This window comes from Mesorhizobium sp. M0587, from assembly GCF_040320945.1.
Taxonomy (GTDB): domain Bacteria; phylum Pseudomonadota; class Alphaproteobacteria; order Rhizobiales; family Rhizobiaceae; genus Mesorhizobium.
The window spans coordinates 185020-202849 of sequence record NZ_JAMYQP010000001.1 but is presented as its reverse complement, the minus strand read 5'-3'; the positions used below and the strand labels follow the sequence as shown (position 1 = coordinate 202849).

The 17830-nt window shown below is 61.9% G+C and carries 15 protein-coding genes and 1 pseudogene; 8 read left to right on the top strand and 8 right to left on the bottom strand.

Translation table 11 applies throughout. The features are described 5' to 3' along the window. The first annotated feature begins 45 nt into the window (after window positions 1–45). Window positions 46–1086: an EscU/YscU/HrcU family type III secretion system export apparatus switch protein gene (locus NKI49_RS00970; RefSeq protein WP_352598189.1), complete on the top strand. Its 1041-nt coding sequence runs from the start codon at window positions 46–48 to the stop codon at window positions 1084–1086. 322 nt (window positions 1087–1408) lie between these two features. On the opposite strand, the gene NKI49_RS00965 is transcribed toward NKI49_RS00970, so the two are convergent. Then, window positions 1409–2149 carry an SDR family NAD(P)-dependent oxidoreductase gene (locus NKI49_RS00965; protein WP_352598190.1) on the bottom strand — a complete coding sequence of 247 codons (741 nt, stop codon included), beginning with the start codon at window positions 2147–2149 and terminating at the stop codon, window positions 1409–1411. Window positions 2150–2616: 467 nt separating this feature from the next. Between NKI49_RS00965 and NKI49_RS00960 the strand changes: the two genes are divergently transcribed. Together NKI49_RS00960 and NKI49_RS33335 are read left to right on the top strand one after the other, a co-directional pair. Next, entirely contained in the window at window positions 2617–3540 is a 924-nt protein-coding gene (locus NKI49_RS00960; RefSeq protein ID WP_352598191.1) for a LysR family transcriptional regulator, read from the top strand. Window positions 3541–4179: 639 nt separating this feature from the next. Further along, window positions 4180–4737 (top strand): styrene oxide isomerase, encoded by a 558-nt coding sequence (locus NKI49_RS33335; RefSeq protein WP_502908753.1) that lies wholly within the window; start codon window positions 4180–4182, stop codon window positions 4735–4737. A 340-nt stretch (window positions 4738–5077) separates the two neighbouring features. Here NKI49_RS33335 and NKI49_RS00955 read toward each other — a convergent pair whose 3' ends face one another. Then, entirely contained in the window at window positions 5078–5449 is a 372-nt protein-coding gene (locus NKI49_RS00955; RefSeq protein WP_352598193.1) for a type 2 periplasmic-binding domain-containing protein, read from the bottom strand. A gap of 210 nt (window positions 5450–5659) precedes the next feature. Here NKI49_RS00955 and NKI49_RS00950 point away from each other — a divergent pair. Further along, window positions 5660–5875, top strand: a pseudogene (locus NKI49_RS00950) (GntR family transcriptional regulator); the annotation flags it as partial. 275 nt (window positions 5876–6150) lie between these two features. Here NKI49_RS00950 and guaA read toward each other — a convergent pair. From guaA to NKI49_RS00930, 4 genes are all read right to left on the bottom strand, one after another. Beyond that, window positions 6151–7713, bottom strand: a complete 1563-nt coding sequence (gene guaA, locus NKI49_RS00945; protein ID WP_352598194.1) for a glutamine-hydrolyzing GMP synthase — start codon at window positions 7711–7713, stop codon at window positions 6151–6153. A 54-nt stretch (window positions 7714–7767) separates the two neighbouring features. After that, window positions 7768–8433 carry a 5'-methylthioadenosine/S-adenosylhomocysteine nucleosidase gene (locus tag NKI49_RS00940; protein ID WP_352598195.1) on the bottom strand — a complete coding sequence of 222 codons (666 nt, stop codon included), beginning with the start codon at window positions 8431–8433 and terminating at the stop codon, window positions 7768–7770. A gap of 135 nt (window positions 8434–8568) precedes the next feature. Beyond that, window positions 8569–9027 (bottom strand): PaaI family thioesterase, encoded by a 459-nt coding sequence (locus tag NKI49_RS00935; protein ID WP_023686843.1) that lies wholly within the window; start codon window positions 9025–9027, stop codon window positions 8569–8571. Between the two features lie 143 nt (window positions 9028–9170). Then, window positions 9171–10460: an RsmB/NOP family class I SAM-dependent RNA methyltransferase gene (locus NKI49_RS00930; RefSeq protein WP_352598196.1), complete on the bottom strand. Its 1290-nt coding sequence runs from the start codon at window positions 10458–10460 to the stop codon at window positions 9171–9173. 317 nt (window positions 10461–10777) lie between these two features. Here NKI49_RS00930 and NKI49_RS00925 point away from each other — a divergent pair, with 317 nt between their 5' ends. Then, window positions 10778–11455: an MIP family channel protein gene (locus tag NKI49_RS00925; protein ID WP_027025729.1), complete on the top strand. Its 678-nt coding sequence runs from the start codon at window positions 10778–10780 to the stop codon at window positions 11453–11455. 72 nt (window positions 11456–11527) lie between these two features. On the opposite strand, the gene katG is transcribed toward NKI49_RS00925, so the two are convergent. Beyond that, entirely contained in the window at window positions 11528–13726 is a 2199-nt protein-coding gene (gene katG, locus NKI49_RS00920; protein ID WP_352598197.1) for a catalase/peroxidase HPI, read from the bottom strand. A gap of 138 nt (window positions 13727–13864) precedes the next feature. On the opposite strand from katG, the gene NKI49_RS00915 reads away from it, so the two are divergent. After that, window positions 13865–14773 carry a hydrogen peroxide-inducible genes activator gene (locus tag NKI49_RS00915; RefSeq protein ID WP_352598198.1) on the top strand — a complete coding sequence of 303 codons (909 nt, stop codon included), beginning with the start codon at window positions 13865–13867 and terminating at the stop codon, window positions 14771–14773. 43 nt (window positions 14774–14816) lie between these two features. Here the strand turns inward: NKI49_RS00915 and NKI49_RS00910 are convergent, their stop codons facing one another. Further along, window positions 14817–15698 carry a sterol desaturase family protein gene (locus NKI49_RS00910; RefSeq protein ID WP_352598199.1) on the bottom strand — a complete coding sequence of 294 codons (882 nt, stop codon included), beginning with the start codon at window positions 15696–15698 and terminating at the stop codon, window positions 14817–14819. A gap of 76 nt (window positions 15699–15774) precedes the next feature. On the opposite strand from NKI49_RS00910, the gene NKI49_RS00905 reads away from it, so the two are divergent. Both NKI49_RS00905 and NKI49_RS00900 read left to right on the top strand, forming a co-directional pair. Next, the gene (locus tag NKI49_RS00905) at window positions 15775–16314 is read left to right on the top strand and encodes a TetR/AcrR family transcriptional regulator (RefSeq protein ID WP_352598200.1); all 540 of its coding nucleotides are present in this window, start codon (window positions 15775–15777) and stop codon (window positions 16312–16314) included. Between the two features lie 457 nt (window positions 16315–16771). Then, entirely contained in the window at window positions 16772–17251 is a 480-nt protein-coding gene (locus NKI49_RS00900) for an SgcJ/EcaC family oxidoreductase (RefSeq protein ID WP_032919580.1), read from the top strand. Window positions 17252–17830 lie beyond the last annotated feature (579 nt).

Sequence of the window (17830 nt, the reverse complement as noted above, 5' to 3'; positions counted from 1 at the left end):
GGCAAGCGGCCCACTGGAACCACGACAGTGCGATAAGATTGCAACATGGCCGAAGAAGCTGAGGAAAAGAAATTACCAGCGTCCGACAAGAAGCTTCGTGACGCCCGCCGCAAAGGCCAGGTTTCGCAAAGCCGCGACCTGGTCTCCGGCTTCACGCTTTTCGCAGCGCTCGCGTATCTCTATTTTGCCTGGCCGATGCTCTTCAGGCGCCTTTCGGAGCTCGTACAAACCGTGACGGTGCCCGGCGGCTCGTTCGGAGAGGTCAGCCTGCGGGCCATTCGCCATTCGTTTTCGTTGCTGATGCTTGCCACATTTCCGCTGGTCGGGATCGTTGTCGTTTTCACCGTGGCCTTCGGCATGCTGGGGACGTTCGGACCGGTCTTCTCGTTTGAGCAGCTCAAGCCGCAGTTCGATAACATAAACCCGGCGAAGGGCCTTCAGAAAATCCTGTCGCTCCGCAACGTCATCGAGTTCACCAAAGGCCTGGTCAAGGTGGTGTTGCTGGCAAGCCTGTTCGTATTCATCTTGGCCGAATGGCTGCAGCCGCTCTTCGACACGCCAGGCTGCGGTCAGTCATGCCTGGAGCCGATTATCAAGGCGGTGCTGACACCCCTTGGAATTGCCGCGGCCCTGGCCTTTGTCGTTATCGGCTTGATCGATGTTCCCATTCAGCGCTGGCTTTTCCTTCGCGACATGCGCATGACGGCAACCGAATACAAGCGCGAACACAAGGATCTCGAAGGAGATCCATTGATCCGCCATGAACAGCAGCGACAGCGGCGCGAAGCGGTGATGCAACCTGCGAAGCTGGGCGTGAAAAATGCGGTCATCGTCTTCGTGTCCGGCGATCGCGCGGTGGCATTGCGCTACGTCAAAGGCGAAACGCCGGTGCCGACGGTGGTTGGCAAAGGTCAGGGCCGCGCCGCCGACGAGATAATGGCTCAGGCGCGCCAGGCAGGTATCCCCATAGTCGAGGATGCGGTAGCCGCCGAAACACTCTTCGAGCAGGCGAACACCGGATCTTATATCGGCCAGCAGATGTTCTCGCCGGTCGTTCGCCATCTCGTCCGGCACGGGCTCACCTGAGGCGACGCAAGTCGGCTGGCTTGGCCAAGATAAACCAGCGTCGGTTCCACTGTAGCAAGCTGTTGAGCGTGATTTGATCCGAGTTATCACGCTGTCGACGGGCCGACTCTCCGATGACGGACAATCCCGTCGTCCTTTCATAAAATCAGCCGAAGGCCTGGGCGGCCGATGCATAGGTGACCGGCAGCTTTCCGGGATCCCAGCCGCGCCACGAACTCGTGGCGTTTAAAGTAACCTATTGAGATTACTTGAATGTTCGAAGATACATTTAGGGGAAGCACGTCCGTTTCACCGGACGTGCGGGCGGGTTCGCGGCTTCCGGTCAGAGCCGCATCAGGCCACCATCGACCACAAGCGTTTGACCGGTTACGAAACGCGCGTCCTCACTGGTGAGGAAGGCGACCGGGCCGGCGATATCGGCCGGCGTGCCGAGCCGCTTGATCGCCTGCATCATGTAGACCTGCGCCTTCTGCTCGTTAGGCATGCCGCTCGCGCCTTCCGTGTCGGTGATGCCAGGATGAACGGCGTTGACGATGATGTTGTCAGCGGCGAGTTCATTGGCGAGAGCGCGGACGAGACCGACCACGCCCAGCTTCGACGTGATGTAATGGGAGAAGCCCATTCCGGGCGGTGTCACCATCCCCACCGCATCGGAGCCCACGGCGACGATCGCCCCCCCACCGGCCTTGCGCATCAGCGGCACGATCGCCCGGGCGCCGATCACATGCGCATCGAGGTTCACGGCCATGACGCGGCGCCACTCTTCCTGCGTCATCTGATCAAGTCCGGTGACGGGGTAGATGCCGGCCGCATGCACGAGGATGTCGGCACGGCCGAATTTCTGCTCCACCTCGGCGGCAACCCGCGCCCAGTCGGCCTCATTCGTCACGTCAGCGGCGAAGGCGATCGCGCCATTGCCGATCTCGGACGCTTCCTTTGCGGCATCCTGGCGATTGACGAGGACGATTTTCGCGCCGCGCTGTGCCAAAAGATTGGCGATGCCGCGCCCGATGCCCTGCTTGCCGCCCGTGATGATCGCGACCTTGTCCTGATGTGTACTCATGGGTGTTTTCCTTCGTTGTTGTTGGCAAAGTTCTGCCGCTGCCGGCTGCCGAGTGGTCGCCGGACGCAGAGTTTCGATGGCGGCAAGTGCCGTCAGTTGGGTGGCTGAGCGCTCTCGGCCCAAACCCTCAGGCGTGGCTCGCCGATCATGGCGAGCATGTCCGTCCTTTCAGCCGTCCAGCCGAGTTCGTCGCGCGCCCTGGGCGAACGCGACCGGCTTGACGAGGCCATGATCAGGGCGCCGAACTCGCCCCAAACATCGTTCGCTTCTTCCGGGGAGACGCTGCGCGCCTCACAGCCGAGGTCCCGCGCCACAGCTTCCGCGATCCATCGGTTGGGGATCTCTCCGCCGGCTCCATGATAGAGTGCGCCCCCATCGACCCATCCTATCGTGAACGGGAATATACGGACGGCTCTCCATGTGATAAGCCTATATTACTCGATGTTTGGTATCTGTTTGGACGATACATGCTGGATGGCGTTTCCCTGGATCACCTTCGCACCTTCGTGGCCGCCGCCGACGAGGGCAGCTTTTCTGCCGCAGGACGCAAACTGGGCCGTGCGCAGTCTGTCGTCAGCCAGACGATCGCAAACCTGGAAGCACAATTGGGATTGACGCTGTTCGAGCGGACCGCCCGCTTTCCCCAGCTCACTGCCGGCGCAAAGAGTCTGCTGCCTTCAGCTCGGCAGATCGTCCGTGACGCGGACAGATTGAAGGCCCAGGCGCGCAGCCTTTCGGCAGGCCTCGAGGCAGTCCTGTCGATCGTGGTCGATGTCATGTTCCCGCAGCGATTGCTGACGGAAGCCGTGAGCGCGTTCGCATCGGTCTATCCCAGCACGCCGCTCCGCCTCCACGTCGAGGCACTCGGCGCCGTTGCCGAATTGGTCGTGGACGGGCGGTGCAGCGTCGGCATCATGGGAACCTACCCGATGATCCCACCGTCGCTTTCGTCGGAACGCCTGCTGTCGGTCGAAATGGTCACCGTGGTGGCGCCGAACCATGCTTTGGCCAGATGGCGCGGACCAGTGCCGCTGGATCAGGCGGAAACGGAGACACAGCTCGTTCTTACGGATCGCTCTGCGTTGACAAAGGGCGTCGATCTCGGCGTCCAGAGCAGCAACACATGGCGTCTTTCCGATCTAGGCGCCAAGCACGCCTTTCTGATCGCTGGTCTTGGCTGGGGACATATGCCGCTGCCGATGGTTGCCGACGATCTAGCGGCGGGACAGCTGGTCCAGATCATGCTGGAAGGGCCTGGACCCGGGCTTTTGCCGATGCAGGCCATCTACAAGGCCGACAGTCTTCCTGGTCCGGCCGCTCGGTGGCTGCTCGATCGCATCCGCTCCGCTGCGAACATGCGGTTGCGAGAATGGGACGGTCTGAGAGCGTAACAGGGCGAACTCGTGATTGCCTGTCGCCAATGTTTGGCTTTCCCCATCGCCAATTTTCCTAGGCTTCATCTTCAAACCCATCCGATTTGCACGCCATGATGCGCAATTCCCGCACGCAGCGATCGGAGGTCTTCCATCTTTCAAGACCTATCGCTTTCTATCTCGGAGACCCCGAAGCAATAGAAAACATAGCATGCAACGACATCTTCCAGCGCCGCCCGTTCAGGCGATAGTCGAGGAGAAATGATATGGCTCTCGAAGGCATTTTTGAATGCTACCTGGTGGTAGGCAGAAACGTCTCGGTTAAAAAAGACCGTCACCGCTGATACGACCAGTTTTTTGGTCCAATCGCGCCGATATGGCACGTCGGATCGGCGAGCGCCGTGAAGGGTCAGTCCAGACCCACGTCGAAACTAAAGAGTCGATGCGTCGCATCGGTCGCCGACATCGAAGCCCGCTGTAGCTCAGGTCATCCAGAATCTGCAGACCGACGTCCGTGATGTTTCCCTTGCAGGAACCCAGGTGGCGGCACTGGCATTTATAGCATGGCCGGCTCGTGACCCTGGCGAACGACCTCAGCGCGGTGTGGTTTCAGGATCATCGACCAACTCGCCGAGCCGTCGCCTCACTCCAAGGCGCATGGATTGCAGTCTCGCACCCTTGGAGGCTCGGCAACTGAACTTGCGAGGGACCATGGAGGTATCGAATACACTCGCACATCAAGGGCATCGTCTGCTGCAGATAGGCGTTGGCTTGTTCCTGTTTACGTCTTTCGAAGGCTTCGCGATTCCGTTCCTTGCAGCTCCATTGCTTGGACGGTCCGCCCACTCGTTAAGCGCCCTCCTTGGGGTCATCCTGATTTCGCTTGGGTTGGTGTGGCCGAGGCTGAATCTCGGCGCGATCGCGGCCCGGATCGCGTTCTGGTTCCTTATCTATTCGGGCGTCGCTATCACGGCCGCATTCATCATTGCGGCCCTCTGGGGCGCCGGCAAATCGACGATGCCACTAGCGGGTGCCCCTGCGGGAACTCCCCTCCAAGAGCTGTTGATTACAATTGTCGGGTACTCGTCGGCGCCGACCGGCATCATTGCATTCGCGCTCATTTTTTGGGGTCTTCGCCTTCGAACGCCGGGAGCCAACTCTTTGGACACCCAATCCGATGATGGTCCGCCACATCGACATAACAGAGTCACATGAGCCGACAACTACCAAGCATGTGACTGCGCCAATCTCGATGATCGGCCGCCGAAGGTGCCGCTTGGCAAGTCCGAGAAATCCCTGCAATAGATGGATAAAGCCAACACCGACGTCGGGAACTCAACTAACCGGTCAGCATTTAGTCCGCGCCGCCATCGCCCCCTATTCCCACTCGATTGTTCAAATAGCCAATAACCCATTGAAATTGCTGTCAAATCTTTTTTACAACCCTGAAAAGACCGACACCAAAACCGTCAAAAAATTACGCTCCTGATTTTAAATGGAAATTCACCGCAAAAAATATTTTGAGGTGTCACTAACTATCGGGACCAACCGAGCGTCAGTCCTGCCCCGCGCAGACCTGATCATGCGTCAGATCCGGCGCCCTCTCCTGTTGGCTGAAGCCATTCTTAGCCATGATGCGCGCAAGCGTGCCGTCGAGCTTGAGCGCCTTCAGCCGGGAGTTGTACAAGTCGCGAAGGTCACCGTCCTGTTTGCGAAACGCGATCGCCGAATAGCCGTACTGCTCCTGTCCATCTTGTTGAACACCTTCGAACGGCAAGGCGCGTTCGATGCCGCGGACGTTGTCGTCGGACAGAATGCGAGCCGCAGTTGGCGCAGAAAATGCCGCCACGTCGATTCTGCCCGTAAGCAGCGCGGACACATTTGACTGGCCGCATTCTTTGCCGTGATGCTTGCCGCGGTCGAACACACCAACTCTGGTTCCCGTGTCATCACTTCGAAGGGCGTGCTCACCGCCGGCTCCTTGCTCAACACCACTGGCGCCGGGCGCGCAGATCGCCGCCCAGTTCGGCTAAGAGGTTCCGCTCCACGCCCGCGCCCTGCAGATGGGCGTTACCGAGCCGTTGCCGAATCGGGTTTGCCGGTTGGCGGCATCTGATTGCGTGATAAGGGCTACGCAATATCGCCTTCGGCGGAGCGCCGAAACGGCGTCGGTTCAGGTCGGCAAGGGCCGCGCCGTTCGCTATCGTCGCGGGTATCGCACGCCTTGCGGGCGCAGATTGAGGCTGGCTTTTACGCGCCGGGCGACAAACTGCCGACCGAGCCGGCGCTGATCGACCGGTTCGGTTTCAGTCGCACCGCGATCGTCGGTGCCGTTCGGCCGTCGGATGGTCTCGGAAATGCCGATCTCCTCGAACGATAGGTCTAGGCGTCATCCAGACCTCGTGAGGCAGACATCGGCAGCTGTCGGCGCGCAAACCCACCGATTTGCACGCCATTCTACGCCATAGCCCTACGCGATACCGATGGTCCTTTACATCCACCGCTCCACGAGTTTCTGTAAGATCAACCTACTTGGAAACGAGTACGAAAGGGCCAGAGGCGACCAACGCGGCGACGTGGAGCGGAGCAGAAACCGCCGAGACTACGCTATTGCCGCCCTATAGCACCCTACTCCCACTCGATCGTCCCTGGCGGCTTCGACGTGACGTCGTAGACGACGCGGTTGATGCCTCGGACCTCGTTGATGATGCGGGTGGCGGCTGCGCCCAGGAATGCCATGTCGTAGTGGTAGAAATCCGCCGTCATGCCGTCGACCGAGGTGACGGCGCGCAGCGCGCAGACGAACTCGTAGGTGCGGCCATCGCCCATCACGCCGACCGTCTGCACCGGCAACAGCACGGCGAAAGCCTGCCAGATGGCATCGTAGAGGCCGGCCTTGCGGATCTCATCGAGATAGATGGCGTCGGCCTCGCGCAGGATCTCCAGCTTCTCCCGGGTGATGCCGCCGGGGCAGCGGATGGCAAGGCCCGGACCCGGGAACGGATGGCGGCCGATGAAGCTTTCGGGCAGGCCGAGTTCCTTGCCGAGCGCCCTCACCTCGTCCTTGAACAGTTCGCGCAGCGGCTCGACCAGCTGCATGTTCATGCGCGCCGGCAGGCCACCGACATTGTGGTGCGACTTGATGGTCACCGAGGGGCCGCCGGTAAACGAGACGCTTTCGATGACGTCGGGATAGAGCGTGCCCTGCGCCAGGAAATCGGCACCGCCGAGCTTCTTGGCTTCTTCCTCGAACACTTCGATGAACAGCCGGCCGATGGTCTTGCGTTTTTTCTCGGGGTCCGACTCGCCTTCGAGCGCACCGATGAAACGATCCGACGCGTTCACCAGAATGAGCGGCAAATTGTAGTGTTCGCGGAACATCGCAACGACGCCCGCAGCCTCGTCCTTGCGCATCAGGCCGTGGTCGACGAGGATGCAGGTGAGCTGGTCGCCGACCGCTTCGTGGATCAACAGCGCCGCGACCGAGGAGTCGACACCGCCAGACAGCGCGCAGATGACCTTGCCCTTGCCGACCTGCTTGCGGATCGTCTCGACCGCATGCTCGCGATAGGCGCGCATCGTCCAGTCGCCTTCGATGCCGGCGATGTTGTGGACGAAGTTCCTCAGCAGCCTGGCGCCGTCGGGCGTGTGCACCACCTCGGGATGGAACATGATGCCGTACATCTTGCGCTCGATATCGCCGAAGATGGCGAAGGGCGAGCTTTCCGATTTGCCGAAAACCTCGAAGCCCGGCGGCAAGGCGATGACGCGGTCGCCATGGCTCATCCACACCTGGTGCCGCTGGTCGGTCGCCCACAAGCCCTCGAACAGCGGACTGTCCTTCTCGATCTCGACGAAGGCGCGGCCGAATTCGCGATGGTTGGAGCTCTCCGCGATGCCGCCCATCTGGACGCACATGGCCATCTGGCCATAGCAGATGCCGAGCACCGGCACGCCGGCGTCGAAGACGATCTGCGGCGCGCGCGGGCTGCCGATGTCGCCAGTGGAGGCCGGACCGCCCGACAGAATGACGGCTTTTGGGTTGATGCGCTTGAAGGCCGCTTCGGCCGACTGGAACGGCACGACCTCGGAAAACACGCCGGCCTCGCGGATGCGGCGGGCGATGAGCTGGGTAAACTGGCTGCCGAAATCGACAATCAGGACGGTGTCGGGATGATTGGCTGTTTTCATGGCGAGCGTTTAGAGAAAGAAATGAGTCGGCGCAATGGGTTGCGCGGCGTGTCTTCAGTCCGGGTCGGGTTCTTCACGCGATGGCCGAACCAGCAGACCGTCGCCGATCGCCTGTTCCAGCCGCCCGATCGCCCTGGCCAGCTTCTCGTCGATGACGTGCAGATATTCGGTCCAGTCACCGACATGCCTGAGATCGGCGGCACCGTCGGAGATGCCGCGCAGACCGATCAGCGGAACGTCGAACAGCTGGCAGGCGCGCAGGCAAGCGAAGGTTTCCATGTCGACCATGTCGGCCGCGATCGCGTCATAGGCGGCACCGGTGATGACGGCGCCACCGGTCGACAACGTGGCTTCCTTTATGCCTGGAATGCGGAACGGCAGCGGCACCGTCACCGGCAGGTCGAGAAACGGCGTCATGCCCTTCTCGAACCCAAGCGGCGAGGCATCGATGTCGCGATAGCCGACGGAGACGGCCTGATAGATTTCGGCCTGCTCCAGCGTCCGACTGCCGGCGGAGCCGAGCGACACGACGAGATCCGGCAGTGCGCTCCGCGACTTCAGCCGGGAGAGTTCCGCACCGAGCCTGACGCCGGCTTCGACCGGGCCGACGCCCGTCATCAGCGGCGTGAACTGCTTTTGCAGATGCGGACCGTATTCGGCCTGCACCGCCATGACGAAGAGGACATTCTTGCCGGCCATGCGCGACACTTTATCGGCCATGATGATCTACTCCCTCCGTACCCCGCAGTCTCCACCACCTGCTCGCCGGGACCCGCTGCCTCCGGCAGATCCCGGCGTTCGTGGCAATTCATCGTGCCACTGGCACGATGAATTCGCCTACGGCGAACCTGCCACTCACCCAGCAATACCGTCCCGTCCGACCACCGTCATCATCGTACCGGTCATGGTGGCGATCAGCTTGGCCTCGCCGTCGGCGGCGAAGGCATAGGCCTGGCCGTCGGCAACGATGATGGTGCGGCCGGGCTTGGTCACCGAACCCCGGAACAGGAAACGCTCGCCCCTGCCCGGCGCCAGGAGATTGACCTTGAACTCGATGGTCAGCACGCCGGAGTTTTCCGGCATCAGCGAGAAGGCGGCATAGCCGCAGGCCGAGTCCAGCGCCGTCGAAATGACGCCGGCATGGAGGAAGCCGTGCTGCTGGGTCAGTGCCGCCGAATAAGGCATTTCGATCTCGATGATGCCCGGCGTCACCAGCGTCAGTTCGGCGCCGATCGTCGCCATCGCCTGCTGGCGCGCGAAGGACGCCCTGACGCGATCCTCATAATCCGGAGCCGGTACGATCTTTGCCGCCATCGCAATTGCCTTCACCTTTGCCGGGAAAGCTTATTGCAGAGGCACGGACGGCAGGCAAATGCTTTTGCTGCACTGCAACAATCGGCCTCATCATTCCCGACAACGCACGCACGCCGCCAGGACCTGGCGACATCCGATGCGGTTCAGCCGGACCTGCGCATGGCGCAGACAAAGAAACCGTCGGTGCCGCTCAGCGCCGGCGACAGGGAAATGCCGCCCAGGGGGCCGATCCGCATCGCGGCTGCGTGGCCTGGAAAACGGCTGTCCCACAGTGCGCGATGATCAACCAGGGCAAAGCCGGTGTTGCGCTCGCGAAACGCGGCGATCTGTTCGCCATTCTCCTCGTCGAACACCGAACAAGTGACGTAGACCAGCAGGCCGCCGGGTTTGACATAGGCCTGGGCCGCGTCGAGGATCGCCGATTGCTCGCCCTTGCGGGCATCGAGCTGCCTTTGCGTCAGCCGCCATTTGGCGTCGGGGCGGCGGCGCCAGGTGCCGCTGCCGGTGCAGGGCGCGTCGACCAGAACGATATCCATATGGTTGCCGAGCGGCGCCAGTTCGGCCGGTTTGGTGACCACCTGCACGTTGCGGTTTTCCGAACGGCGGATGCGGTCGAAGATCGGCGCCAGCCGTGCCTTCTCGGCATCATGAGCGAAGACCTGGCCGCGGTTGTCCATCGCCGCGGACAGCGCCAGCGTCTTGCCGCCGGCGCCGGCGCAGAAATCGAGCACCTGCATGCCGGCCTCGGCACCCGCAAGCGCCGCCGCGATCTGCGAGCCCTCGTCCTGGACCTCGAACCAGCCTTTCTGAAAGGCCGGTTCGGCCTGCACGTTCGGGTGCCTGCCGTCGCCGTCGATAGGCGGGATGCGGATGCCGTGCGGCGCGATCCGAGCGGCGCTGGCGCCGGCCTGCGCCAGTTCCGCCAGCACCTTGGCGCGATCGGCCTGCAACGTATTGACCCTGATGTCGAGCGGCGGACGGGTGGCCAGCGCCGCACCCTCCTCGACCCAGTTCTCACCAAAGGCGCGTTCGAAAAGCGGCTCGCACCAATCGGGTATATCGGCCTGCACGGCAGGCGGCGCATCGGCAAGCCGGCGCCCGGCGATCGCCTGGAGTTCCGCTGGATTGAGCAGCGGCGGCGCGAACTTGTCGCCATCGAGCGCACCGTTGAGCGATTGCGCCGTCTGCCCCCATTCGAGCAGCAGCGCGCCGAAGCCGATGGCACGCGGCGTGTCCTCGCCAAGCAGCCAGCCGGCGGAGCGCTTGTGGCGCAGCGCGTCGTAGACGATGTTGCCGATCGCCGCGCGGTCACCGCCGCCGGCAAAACGGTGTGACAGGCCCCAATCCTTGAGCGCGTCCGCCACCGGCCGGTGACGCCGGCCAATGTCTTCCAGCACTTCGATAGCCGCAGCCAGCCGTCCGCCAAGTCGCATTCGTCATTCCATCAAATCGAGCACAGGATCTCAGGCCTGCTCTTAGAGCCTTTCACGTCCGGATTGAACCCTGCTTCCGTCCCCGCGGCGACGACGCGTCCAAACCGAGACCAGATACCCCGCCACAAAGCATCCTCGACCTGCGACAACAGATCGATCAGTAGATTAAAGACCTCTAATGTTCGTGACCGGCGCCTGCAAGCTCGGCATGAAGCGCATCTGCTCTGCTTTCCAAGTTTTTCCGTTGGGAATACTCTTGGCGCCATGATTCGCGGCGCGGAAAACGCGGACCGGCGGATCGTTACGAGGAGAGGGCAATGAAGACTTATCTGGCGGAAGTTCTAGGCACGTTTCTTTTGGTTTTCATCGGCACTGCGTCGGTGGTGACGGGCGGCTTCGGCGGCGCGCTTCCACTGGGCCAGGAAGGCATCGGGCTGGCGTTCGGCATCGGCCTCATCGCGGCGGCCTATGCGATCGGCCCCATTTCGGGCGCGCATCTCAATCCGGCGGTAACGCTCGGCGTCTTCCTTGCTGGCCGGCTGCCGGCCAAGGACGTCATTCCCTATTGGATCGCGCAGATCATCGGCGCCGTCCTGGCTTCGCTGGCATTGTGGATCATCGTTTCCGGCCAGGTCGGCGGCCATACCGGCGGCTTCGGCGCCAATGGCTGGGACGAGACCAAATGGGGGGTCAGCTCGGCGTTCCTGTGGGAACTCATCGGCACCTTCACTTTCGTCACGGTTATCCTCGGCGTCACCGCTGAAAAGCACTCGACGGCCTTTGCCGGGCTGGTCATCGGCCTGACGCTGGCGGGAATTCACTTCGCCATGATCCCGGTCACCGGCACCTCGGTCAATCCGGCCCGCTCCATCGGCCCGGCCCTGTTCTCGGGCGGCGCCGCGATCGGCCAGCTCTGGCTGTTCATCGTTGCGCCGCTGATCGGCGGCGCCATTGCCGGCGTCGTCGCCAAGGCACGCATTTTCGAGAAGGACTGATTTCGAAAGTCTGGCCGTAAAAAAGGCGCGGGCCACGGCCCGCGCCTTTTTCAATTGAGAAATCGTCCTGGATCAGGCGGCGATATCGAAGCGGTCGGCGTTCATCACCTTGGTCCATGCCGCGACGAAATCCCCGACGAATTTCTGCCCGGCATCCGCCGACCCGTAGACCTCGGCAAGCGCACGCAACTGTGCGTGCGAGCCGAAGATCAGGTCGGCGCGGGTGCCGGTCCACCTGACCGCCCTGGTCGTGCGGTCGCGCGCCTCGTAGATTTCATCGGAGCCCGCGACCGGATCCCAGACCGTGCTCATGCTGAGCAGGTTGACGAAGAAGTCGTTGGTCAGCGTGCCCGGCCTGTCGGTGAACACGCCGTGCTTCGACTTGCCGGCATTGGCACCAAGCACCCGCAAGCCGCCGACCAGCACCGTCATCTCCGGCGCCGTCAGCGTCAGCAGCTGCGCCCGGTCCACCAGCATCGCCTCGACCGACATCGGCTGCTTGCCCCTGACATAGTTGCGGAACCCGTCGACTTTCGGCTCGAGAGCGGCGAAGGAGGCGACGTCCGTCTGTTCCTGCGAGGCGTCCATGCGGCCAGGCGTGAACGGCGCCTTCACCTCATGGCCGCCGTCCTTCGCGGCCTTCTCGACCGCGGCCACGCCGCCGAGCACGATGAGATCGGCGAGCGAAACCTTCTTGCCGCCCGTCTGCGCGGTGTTGAACTCCTTCTGGACGGCTTCGAGCTTCGCCAGCACCTTCGACAGTTCAGCCGGCTGGTTGACGTCCCAGTCCTTCTGCGGTGCCAGGCGAATGCGGGCGCCGTTGGCACCGCCGCGCTTGTCGGAGCCGCGGAAGGTCGAGGCCGAGGCCCAGGCCGTCGACACAAGTTCGGAAACGGTCAGGCCAGAGGCAAGGATCTTCGCCTTCAGCGATGCGATATCCTGCTCGCTGACCAGTTCGTGGTCGACCGCCGGGATCGGATCCTGCCAGATCAGCTCTTCCTTCGGCACCAGCGGGCCAAGGTAGCGTACGGCCGGTCCCATGTCGCGATGGGTCAGCTTGAACCAGGCACGGGCGAACGCGTCGGCGAACTGATCCGGATTCTCGTGGAAACGGCGCGAGATCTTCTCATAGGCCGGGTCGAACCGCAGCGCCAGGTCGGTGGTCAGCATGGCCGGCGCGTGACGCTTGGAGGCGTTGTGTGCGTCCGGCACGGTACCCGCACCGGCGCCGCCCTCCGGTGTCCACTGGTGAGCACCGGCCGGGCTCTTCGTCAGCTCCCATTCGTAGTTGAACAAATTGTCGAAGAAGTTGTTGCTCCACTTCGTCGGCGTGGTGGTCCAGATGACTTCGAGGCCCGAGGTGATCGCGTCGCCGGCGATGCCGGTGGCATATTTGCTCGACCAGCCGAGACCTTGTGCCTCGATGCCGGCGCCCTCCGGCTCCGCGCCCACCAGCGAAGCATCGCCGGCGCCATGGGTCTTGCCGAAAGTGTGGCCGCCGGCGATCAGCGCCACGGTCTCCTCGTCGTTCATCGCCATGCGGCCGAAGGTTTCACGGATGTCGCGTGCCGAGGCCAGCGGATCGGGCTTGCCGTTCGGCCCTTCCGGATTGACGTAGATAAGCCCCATCTGGACGGCGCCGAGGTGACCTTGAAGTTCGCGGTCACCGGAATAGCGCTCGTCGCCGAGCCACTTGGTTTCCGAACCCCAGTCGACGTCCTGCTCGGGCTCCCAGACGTCGGCGCGCCCGCCGGCGAAACCGAAGGTCTTGAAGCCCATCGATTCCAGCGCCACGTTGCCGGCGAGGATCAACAGGTCGGCCCAGGAGATTTTCCTGCCGTATTTCTGCTTGACCGGCCACAGCAGCCGGCGCGCCTTGTCGAGGTTGGCATTGTCCGGCCAGCTGTTGAGCGGAGCGAAACGCTGCTGACCGGCACCGGCGCCGCCGCGGCCGTCGCCGATGCGATAGGTGCCGGCGCTGTGCCAGGCCATGCGGATGAACAGCGGCCCGTAATGGCCGAAGTCGGCCGGCCACCAGTCCTGCGAATCCGTCATCACATGGTGCAGATCCTTGATCACCGCATCGAGATCGAGGCTCTCGAATTCCCTAGCATAGTCAAAGTCCTCGCCCATCGGATCCGAGAGGTTCGACTGCTGGTGGAGAACGCCGAGGTCGAGCTGGTTCGGCCACCAGTCGCGGTTTTTCCTGCCGGCGGATCCATGCGCTACGGGGCATTTGCCAGCGCTGTTGTCGTCGGTTTTCGCGTCCATCTTACACTCCGATTTTTCCGAGATTTTGCCGAGGTTTCCGGGGCTGCCAACGGCCGCCACTCTGGAATGATTCCAGGTTAACCCGCATTTCCGATAAAAACAAATTGCCTTTCCTGTTCACTTCGATAGGATTTTCTTATGATAGGCTTGACCGTCCGGCAGATGCACTATTTCGACGCGCTGGCGCAGACCCTGCATTTCGGGCGCGCGGCGAAGCTTGCCGGGGTCAGCCAGCCGGCGCTGTCGTCGCAGATCGCCGAGATGGAGCAGCGGCTGAACTGCCGGCTGTTCGAACGCGGCGGCAAAACGGTGCGCATGACCGACGAAGCCGTGGTGCTGTTGCCGCGCATCGAGCGCATCCTGGCCGATATACGCGATGTCGAGACGACGGCCCGGCGCGGCCGGCCGGCCATGCAAGGGCGCTTCCGGCTGGGCATCATCCCAACGGTCGCGCCCTACCTCTTGCCCCATATGCTGCCGGAGCTGAAACTGCATTTCCCGGCCTTGCAGCTCGAGCTGCGCGAAGCGGTGACCGCCTCGCTGATCGAGGACAGCGCATCGGGCAGGCTGGATGCCTTCATCGCCGCCCTGCCGCTGGCGCAACCCGGCCTTGTCAGCGAAGAGCTGTTTTCCGACCGTTTCTTCCTGGCGGTGCCCGCCGGCGATCCTGCCTTCGCCTCCCCGCCTGTCCCGCCCGAGAGCCCGGCGCTGGAGCGGCTGATGCTTCTGGAAGAAGGCCATTGCCTGCGCGAGCAGGCGCTCTCCGTCTGCGGCAATGTGCGGCCGGTGGCGATGGCAAGCTACGGCGCGACCAGCCTGACCACGCTCCTACAGATGGTGGCGCATGGGCTCGGCGTGACGCTCATCCCCGAGATGGCGGTCAAGCCGGCCGGTGCCATGCCCGATCTGAAGATCGTGCCGTTCCAGGAACCGATGCCGCGGCGCATGATCTGCCTCGCCTGGCGGCGCAACAAGGTGCGGCACGACGAATGCGTCGAACTGGCGAAGATCATCCGCGGCCTGGATACGGCAGTGCTGGCGGCGTGAGGTGCCAATGAGCTTGGCCAATCCCTGCTGCTGGCTTTCCTGACTACGAGCGTCGGAAGGGCAAGGCCAGCACTGACGGAATCTGCTGATAGTGGGGAAGGTTTGCGTCCGGAGAGACGCCCAGATCCTGTGGTGCAAGGCCCGGATGGAAAACGAAGGTGCCAAAGATCTGATCCCAAAGTGTCAGGGTTGCGCCGTAATTCTTGGCCTCATTCACGTCCGCAGAGTGGTGATAACGATGCACTTCCGGACCAACGAAGATGTAATTGGCCCATCCCAGGCGCAGATCAACGTTGAAATGGCTGATGATACCATGAAAAGCATTGATAACGAGAAAGATCAGAACCGCGTCGGTTGAGTATCCCATGAGCCAGATCGGCAGAATGATCGCAAACGCCTGAACGAGCACTGCGTTGAACGGATGCGAAACAGCGTGCATCAGCAGATAAAGCCGTTCCGGCAAGTGATGCGCAGCGTGGATACGCCAGAGCAACCCTCCCAGTGGCCCCCGCAGTTCATGCATGCCTCGGTGGATGTGATAATTCATGAACTCGAAGACGACGAACAGGACTGGCAATTGAATCCAGATCGGCCAATCACGTGCTGGGCCATCGGTTTTGCTGGAAATGGTGATCGTCAGCATCGCAAGTACCGCGGAGACCAATGCCACGGTCGCCCCGGACGACACGATATAGGCAAGGTCCGGCAACAGTGTTCGCCAGGTCATCGACCAGCGTTTCTGCATCGGCAACGTCAACTCGATAACCAGATAGGTCAGCAAGAGTGGCAGGGTGATCAATATCCAGGCGGGGCGCTCGTCCACGCCCATCGCAAGGAACCGGTTCAACGCGTAGATGACCCAGATCCACGAAACCGGGTACAATCCCCAGCGGATGAGCCGCCGAGTTATATTCTCGATACTCATGTTCGGTCCTCCTTGAGTTTTCAGACAGGTGTCTGATAAGTTCGAGAGAGGTAACGGATTTGAGCAGAAGAACCAGATGAGCGGTCATCTTTCCGGACAGGTGCAGACCAATGTGTCCGATGATCCGCGCGCCGTGCGCACGCGCGCCACATTGAAGGAGGCCCTGATGCACTTGTTACAGCAGGGTGATTGGTCCGAAATCACTGCAAGCGCCATCTGCCGTCGAGCGGGCGTTGCGCGCTCCTCCTTTTACGAGCATTTCGACACCAAAGCTGACCTGCTGGACGAAATCTTTTCCGATATATTGGGTGACATAAAGCCTTCAACGCGGCCAAGCGAACAGTTGGCGACGCTGAACTGGCTGGTTTCGCACGTGGGCGCAGCACCGGACTTTTTTGCCGGCGCAATGGCGGGCAAGCGTGGGGATGCTTTACTGCCCCGGTTTCGGGAGGCGCTTAAAGTGCGGCTCGAACTGGAGTTGTCTCTCCGCGGAGTGCAGGATGCCTCGGCAAAAGCTGCCTATATCATCGGCGGATCGATGTCCTACCTGGCGGAAGCAAAGGGCTGCAACGCGCGCGAGACGGTCCAAAAGATGGCAATGCGCTTGCTCCCATGACTGGGTTGGAGTGTGATGCGGTGACTATTGCAACAGTGTCGTGCAAGCATGCGGCGCCACGTTAAACGGGGCCGTGCCTGTTGAGAAAATGTTTCCGGTTCTGACGGTCTGATCAGTGCAGCAGCGGCCATGCATTGAAGCAAGTGCCGCGCGAGTTTACCAGATGAATGACGCAGCCCCGCACATGGCGGGGAAGCTGATATCCGCGCCCACTACGGCTTTGCCGTGCCGCGCGCCCGGCAAACTGCCGGCAAAGGCGTACTTCTTCCGCGTGATTGCGCAGTTGCTAATATGCTGATAGCTTTCAAGTTCTAGCGTTGACCGGTGCGGCCAGCGCCATGTCCCCTCAGTAGTCCCTCGTCGCACCGGTCATCTCTTTTAAGTCCGCTGTACACCATGGCGACCAAACGTTCGTAGCGCAGTTACCGTCCGTATCCTCCAAAAGGTACCATCAGAGATGAAAAGATTCATCACAGTGGCCGTCGCCTGCGTGGCATGTGCTGTCGCACAAGGCGCGCAAGCCAAAACGTCGATGAGCTGCAAGACGGTCAACAAAGCCCAAATCGCCGCGCTGTTCGATCGCTGGAACAATTCGCTGGAAACGCACGATGCGGCCAAGGTCACCGCTAATTATGCTCCTGATGCAGTGTTGCTGGCGACCGTTTCCAATCAACCGCGAACGGGTCCTGCCGCAATCAAGGATTATTTCGTCCATTTCCTCGAGCGCAATCCCCACGGCACCATCGATAGCCGCACGATTCATATTGGCTGCAACACGGCGTATGACGTCGGCACCTATACCTTCGCGCTTTCCGGAAGCACGCCAGGCACGACCGAAACCGTCAAGGCGCGCTACTCCTACATCTACGAATTGCGCAACGGAAAATGGCTCATCGTCCACCACCACTCCTCGGCGATGCCGGAGCCAGTGAAGTAGAAGCGGTGTAAGTGCCATTACATTTCCATCGCAAATCGGGCGAGTGGCAGGGTGATCCTGTCATCAAAAGCCCCTCAGCACCGTGGCAATCTCCTTCCCGACGCGATCAAGTATGCGGGACAATGCCGCGTAAAAGGATTGTGCGCTTTCGCCCTTAGCACCCTATGTCGTTCCTGCGTGCCGATCTTTGTCGCCGTCGCATGGTGACGGTGTTCGGGCATCGATCCGCGCGGCATGCCGAAAACGCGCGATATCGCCGATCCCTACGAGCACATCGACCGTATCAAGGTGAAGACGCGAGATGTCCGATAAAGCTGCAGCGGTTGGGGGCAGATCACGTCGACGACCCGCCGGTTTGATCTCTGGACTCCGCGATTGACCTGTGCGTGCTGGCAGCGCGTGCCAGGCGAGTTTTTTCCGGTGCCCGGGAGCGCTGATCGGCTCGCTGCCGGTGGTGCTCTGTTCGTTCTTGGTCGAGCCTCCTCGATGACAAGGGCGGTGAAGGCGTGAAGCCTGAGAGGTGCCCTCGCGCCGTGGAACGAGCCAAGATCATTCGGGGCGGCGGTGATGGCGGGAGGC